This window comes from Armatimonas sp. (assembly GCF_043760365.1).
GTDB lineage: Bacteria > Armatimonadota > Armatimonadia > Armatimonadales > Armatimonadaceae > Armatimonas.
Genome location: NZ_JAYUPA010000217.1, coordinates 1 through 5,831, shown reverse-complemented (window position 1 = coordinate 5,831; position 5,831 = coordinate 1). Strand labels below are relative to the sequence as shown.

General features: G+C 59.5%; 5 protein-coding genes. 3 read left to right on the top strand and 2 right to left on the bottom strand.

The genetic code is table 11. From position 1 onward, the window contains the following. A partial coding sequence (locus ACH2EH_RS05300; protein ID WP_395139634.1) for a BTAD domain-containing putative transcriptional regulator occupies positions 1-898 on the bottom strand: 898 nt, incomplete at its 3' end. A gap of 94 nt (positions 899-992) precedes the next feature. Between ACH2EH_RS05300 and ACH2EH_RS05295 the strand changes: the two genes are divergently transcribed. The 3 genes from ACH2EH_RS05295 to ACH2EH_RS05285 are packed head-to-tail and all read left to right on the top strand — an operon-like array spanning position 993 to position 4,510. Continuing rightward, positions 993-1,763 (top strand): hypothetical protein, encoded by a 771-nt coding sequence (locus ACH2EH_RS05295; RefSeq protein ID WP_395139632.1) that lies wholly within the window; start codon positions 993-995, stop codon positions 1,761-1,763. 6 nt (positions 1,764-1,769) lie between these two features. After that, entirely contained in the window at positions 1,770-4,289 is a 2,520-nt protein-coding gene (locus ACH2EH_RS05290; protein ID WP_395139630.1) for an ATP-binding protein, read from the top strand. After that, a complete protein-coding gene (locus tag ACH2EH_RS05285; RefSeq protein ID WP_395139628.1) occupies positions 4,244-4,510 on the top strand; it encodes a hypothetical protein in 267 nt (88 codons plus the stop codon). The genes ACH2EH_RS05290 and ACH2EH_RS05285 overlap by 46 nt, the downstream gene beginning before the upstream one ends. 6 nt (positions 4,511-4,516) lie before the next feature. Here the strand turns inward: ACH2EH_RS05285 and ACH2EH_RS05280 are convergent, their stop codons facing one another. Continuing rightward, complete coding sequence (locus ACH2EH_RS05280; protein WP_395139626.1) at positions 4,517-5,578, bottom strand: M28 family peptidase; 1,062 nt, start codon at positions 5,576-5,578, stop codon at positions 4,517-4,519. Positions 5,579-5,831 lie beyond the last annotated feature (253 nt).

Genomic DNA, 5,831 nt, shown 5'->3' with positions numbered 1-5,831 from the left:
CTTCTAAATCCACCCAGAGAGTACCATCGGTAAAGTGGGGACGAACGCACGCAGCCACTTCACGGGCGATCCGGCTCTTGCCGATTCCGCCCATCCCGATTAGTGTCACTAGGCGGCTCTGGCCCGCCGTGAGCTGATGCACGCAGAGCTCTAAGTAGCCCACGCGTCCTACAAAAACACTCAGTGGCTCTGGAATATTGTCCCAGGAGAGCGCTTGCGGCTCCGTAAAAGACGCATAGAGTGCCTGTGTTTGTGCGTCAGGCTTTCCCAGACGTGCTCCCAACAAGTAGGCGCGGAACTCGTGGTAGCACTGTGCTGCCTGCGCGGGACTTCCCAGGCTCTGGTGACACTGCATGAGTGCCCGGATCACACTTTCCTGAAGAGGGTTACAGGCGCGGGCGCGCTCCAGCAGTACTAGCCCCTTGCTGGGGGAAAGCTGCATCGCCGCCCGCTCCAGAGCGAGTAAGTACCCCTGCTCACGCTGTGCTCGCTCCGCTTCCAGCCCTGGCTCCTCGCCACTGGCGAGCAACGCTCCGCTGTAGCAGGCCACCGCCTCCGCCCAGCACTGCGCCGCCAGCGCCGCATCGAAAGCAAGTACATCGCACTCCGCCCCTGTAAGGTTCAGAGAGAGGGTGAGCTTGCTAGGCGACTCCAGCCGCCCGGACTCGCTGCCCAGCGCCGTGCGCAGATCGGTTAAGTTCCGTCGTAGATTGTAGAGTCCTTGCTCACGGTCACTCTCCGGCCAGAGCGTCCCCGCCAGCCAGAGCCGCTCCACAGGTTGACCCGCCCGCAGCACCAAAAGCGCCAGCAGGCTTTCTCCAGCACGCGAGCGCAGCCGTGGCGCGGGAGTTCCGTCCACTTCTAGTAAAAACGAGCCCAGCAACCCAAGACGTAGCACGTTGCCTCTTTCCCTCTTCGCGTCCTAAAATCCTGCCTTCCCGGCAACGGTACCGGCAACGGTAACAAGAGAGAATCTTTGTAGGGAGAAAAAGATGCGTAGATTTTTAGGGACTTTTCTAGCGTGCCTTGGGCTGGTGGCCGCCGTACAGGCACAGACTCAGGTGGGTATTGGCTACTATAATCGAGGGCTGAGCAGCTTTACCACGGGGGCGTTTGGCGGCATGGGCGGGTTTGTGGACACGGGCGATCTCACTGCGGGCTACTTGAACGGGAGCGATGCTCTGGGACGCAGTGGCAATGCGATCATCGTCACCCCTATCGCCGACCCGGTAGTTCGTTTCAACGAGTACGACACCCAGAATCTGACAACCGACTCGTTTGTCTCGGTAACCTTCCACACCCCCCAGTATCCCGATGGACATCCGCTCCGCTCGCAGCTCGGGTTTGTAGATGTCTCCTCACCCCTGGGTGTCCGAGGACGAGTGCACGATGACGGCCCCTTTGTCTACGAGTATTCCGATTTCCAGTTTTTAGGCTCTCCGATCTACAGCACCCTGCACTTCTATTCGTCATCAGGGGTTCCCACACTGGATCCTGGTGAGAGAGGAATCTTTGATTTCTATGTCGCCTACCCGGCCACGCAAGGGACAACAGCGTTCTACATGGACGTGGTTCCTAGCACGAGCAACAATGGTAGTGCTCCCAATAGCTCCGGCTATCGCTTTAACCCTAACAGCAATCCCGGCGGTGGGATCGTGGCTCTCGGTGGAGGTGGAGGGGCACCTGAGCCTGGGACACTGGCTTTGGGAACCCTGGGACTGCTTGGACTCGGACTCCTGCGTTACCGTCGGCGCACAGGGTAGGTCGCCATGGAGCAGAGCCCGCTCACCTTCCTCTTTACGGACATCGAGGGAAGCACCCCCCTCTGGGAGCGCTTCCCTGTGGCGATGCGAGGGGCTCTGGCTCAGCATGATGTGCTTCTTCATGAAGCAATCAGGAGCCAGGGGGGAACCGTTTTCAAGACTGTGGGGGATGCTTTCTGTGCCGTTTTTGACACCCCACAGAGAGCTTTGGAAGCTGCGCTGAGTGCGCAGTTTTCTCTCCTTAACGAGAACTGGGGTGAGGTTGGAGCGCTCAAAGTACGGATGGCTCTCTACGGAGGAGAGGCAGAGGAGCGGGGCGGCGATTACTTCGGCACCGTCCTTAACCGGATCGCCCGGCTTCAGGATGCGGGCCACGGAGGGCAGGTTCTCGTGCCTGCCTCACTTCAAGTACAACTGACAGAGGCTGCTGTCAAATGGGTGGATCGGGGGTTCCGCCGGCTCCGTGGAATCGAGGAGCCCGAACATATCTTCCAGGTCGTCGCCGACGGGCTTCCCGAGGTGTTTCCTCCGCTACGCACCCAGTCTGCGCACCCCCACAACCTCCCTTCGGAGATCACCTCGTTTGTGGGGCGCCGCACCGAAGTCAGTGCTCTGCGTCATCTTCTGGGTGAGCAAAGAGCCCGCTTGGTTACCCTGACGGGTCTAGGCGGTGGGGGCAAGTCGCGCCTCGCGCTCCACACTGCCAGTGACCTCCTCTGGCGCTACCCCGGAGGGATCTGGTACGTGGATGCGGTGCCCCTCTCACGCGCCGAGGAGTTCTCCGCCACATTGCTGCATGCCTGTGGGCTACTCGAAGAACCCAACAAAAAGCCGCTCCAGCAGCTCTGCGAGCACTTTAAGAGTACACCCGCTCTACTTCTTATTGATAGTGCGGAGCGTTTCGAGGAGATCGCCGACGAGCTTGCGATTCTCCTGAAGGGAACAGAGCAACTCCAGGTTCTAGCAACCTCGCGAACGCTCCTGTACTTGAGCATGGAGCACGAGTACCCTCTCAATCCCCTGAGTCTTCCTGAGTCCGTGGAACTCTTCTCAGAGCGCGCCCGACAGGCGCGTCCTCACTTCCCAGGCGAAGGCGAGAGCCCGGCCACTTTGGAGAAGCTCTGTCAGCAGCTCGAAGGCACCCCGCTTGCCATCGAGCTGGCGGCAGCTCAGACACGCTCTCTGACACTTCCTCAGATTCAAGAAGCCCTTCAACAGCGCTTTACGGTTCTCTCCAGTCGTATGCGGGATCTGCATCCCCGCCATCGCTCACTTCGGGCAACCATAGACTGGAGCTACCAGACCCTGACCGACGAAGAGCAGCGTCTCTTCCGAGGAATCTCTTGCTTTGCGGGAAGCTTTACCACGGACGCTGCACAAAAGGTCTGCGAGGTGCTCTGTCCTCCCACTGCAATCCCTGAGCTTCTGGCGACACTGCGGGATAAGAGCCTGCTTCGCCTCGAACTGGAGAGTGGCCGCTTCTCCCTCCCCGAGAGTGGCCGCTATCTCCTTCAGGACAGCCTGAGGGAGTACGGGGCCGAGGCACTGGAGCAAGAGGGAGCCGCCCCTTGGACACAGCTCCGTCGAAGACATGGCGAGTACTTCCAGGAGCTTGTGCAACAGAAGGCACAGGAGCTACGTGGTCCCCAGCAACGTGAGGCTCTCACCTCTCTGGAGCAGGATGCCGCTAATATCCGAGTCGCGCAGGAGCACTTTCAAAGCACGGGCCAGCTTCGTCAAGCAGGGCGGCTCGCAGTCGGCCTGGGGCGGTTTTGGGAGATTCGTGGGTGGCTTCGTGAGGGGCGGGAGCGCTTGCTACGGCTTCTCAGGCAGGAGCACGCTCTCTCCGATCCGCTACTGCTGACCGAACTCTTGCTCACGGCGGGACGCTTAGAGTGGAACGGTGCGAGCCCTGAGCTCGCGGTGCGCTACCTGGAGCGCTGCCTTGATCTCCAACCTAGGGCACAAATCGAGCGCACCGCACACACCGTTCTAGGAATGATCGCCTTCAGCCTGGGAGACCTGGTGGTCTCGGATCGTCACTATGAAGCCGCACTGGCGGTGCAGATAGACGGCGATGCGGTAGGCGAAGCGACACTAAAGGCAAACCTGGGAATTAATGCCCTGACCCGCGAGGAGTTTGCACGCGCTCTGCCCCTGTTTGAGGAGAGCCTGGTGTTCCGTCAAAAGATTGGCGACACGGTGCGTCAGGCACATGCTTGGAACTGTATTGGAGCTGCCGCTGCCGGGCTGGACGCACTGGAAAGAGCAACTGCTGCGTTCTCCCAGAGCCAGAGTCTCTACCAGTCTCTGGGGGATCTCGTGCACGCTGCCCATGCTCGTATCAACCTGGGGAATATTGCCGTCCGACAGGGGAATCCCGAAGCGGCTCTGCTCGCCTACGAAGCCGCTCTGCCCTCTTTGCGCGATACGGAGGACTGGCGCGGTATCGTCGTCTGTCGCCTCGGGCAACCAGTGCTTTGCTTGTTCTGGAGCACCTTGAACAGGCCGGTAGCGCCCTCCTAGAAGCACTGGTTCTGAGCCGACGGCAGCACTATAAAGAGAACCAGGCCAGTGTCTTAGAGCTTGCTGCGCTTCTGACGGAGAAGCAGGGGTTCCTTGACCGAGCCGACCAGGCACGTTTAGGAGCTGCCCAGCTTCGCGCGAGTCTGATTACGGGTTTGCCTTGCGATATCGGGCAACTCTTTACTGAGGTTGATCTTTGGCTTAACTCAGTGAGGTCATAACGCGAATCACTTCTGTCGTTCCTGCCAGGCCTTTAAGTAGCGGGCGGTTTTCTCGTTGTCTGCGTTCCAGCGGGGCTCGTTCTGGCTATCGGCGAGGGTGAGAATGCCCAGAGCGATTCCCTTGAGCACTTTGGCGGTGTTGGGATAGTCCACTTTCTCCCAGTGGTCGCCGACGCCGTGATAATCGGGGTAGACATAAGCGACACAGAGCGTGTGGGCGGGAACCCCTAGATCCGCAAGGGCTTGATTGTCCGAGCGGCCAAAGAACGCGTCGCTGTTTTTGGGGTGCTTGCTGATCTCCACACCCACCGCCTTGCCCGCTGATGCGAAGATCGGGCCTATGTCGGAGAAGTCAAAGCCCGTCATAGAGGCTGCGCTGATCCGTGGGCCTTCGCGGTCGTCGGTGCGGCCTATCTGCTCTAAGTTGATGTGCGCGATGGTCTGGTTGAGCGGAAAGACTGGGTTCTTGCCGTAGAAGCGCGAGCCCAAGAGGCCGCGCTCCTCACCAAAGAACGTCATAAAGACAATGCTGCGCTTGGGGCGCTTCTTGAGCGTGCTCAGCGCTGTTGCCAGCTCGATCACCCCGATGGTGCCGCTGCCGTCGTCGTTGGCCCCGTTGAAGATTTTATCGTCGCCGGGCATGTTGGGATTGGTTCCCAGATGATCGTAGTGCGCCGTGACAATAATATAGCTGTCTTTAAGCTTCGGATCGGAGCCGCGTAGCACACCAATCACATTGTGCACGGGCTGCTCGTCGTCGGAGCCGCGTGCTTTTAATGCCGTCGTTTGGAAATAACTCTCCCCAGCCTCTGTTTTAACACCGGGCTCCAGGCCCGCCTTGCGAAACTGTGCGGCAATGTACTCCGCAGCGATAGTCAGCCCGGGCGACGGTGTGGCTCTTCCCTCCAGCGCGTCCGAGGCCAGAAACGAAAGATTGCCTCTGAGTGAGTCCGGCGAGATGCGCTCCAGCGCGGCGCGGCGCTCCCCGTTGAGCTCGGGCTTCCAGACGGCGGGCTTTTGCGGTAGAGAGAGTGCGGCGAGAAAAATGAGGGCAGGGATCAGAGTCATGGCTCAGGGTTCGGCGGCGGCAAGCCAGATTCCTCTGACCACGCAACTTCCTCGGTTTTGTCCACGGTTATGTCCCCGATAGTGTGAGATAATCATGGCATGAAAAGACAGCTTCAACTTCAACAACTCCCGCGCGGCCTGAGCCAGCTTAAAATATACCTCTTGCAAAAGTCATGGCGGCGGCGGATCTTTCTCAATTTTATGAGTCACGTACTCATAGTTGTAGATGGCACAGATCAGATTGAAGCGCAAA

What these genes read in the sequence shown, in the direction of transcription:
- ACH2EH_RS05290 (WP_395139630.1), top strand. Translation starts at nt 1,770, where the DNA reads ATGGAGCAGAGCCCGCTCACCTTCCTCTTTACGGACATCGAGGGAAGC.
- ACH2EH_RS05295 (WP_395139632.1), top strand. Translation starts at nt 993, where the DNA reads ATGCGTAGATTTTTAGGGACTTTTCTAGCGTGCCTTGGGCTGGTGGCC.
- ACH2EH_RS05280 (WP_395139626.1), bottom strand. Translation starts at nt 5,578, where the DNA reads ATGACTCTGATCCCTGCCCTCATTTTTCTCGCCGCACTCTCTCTACCG.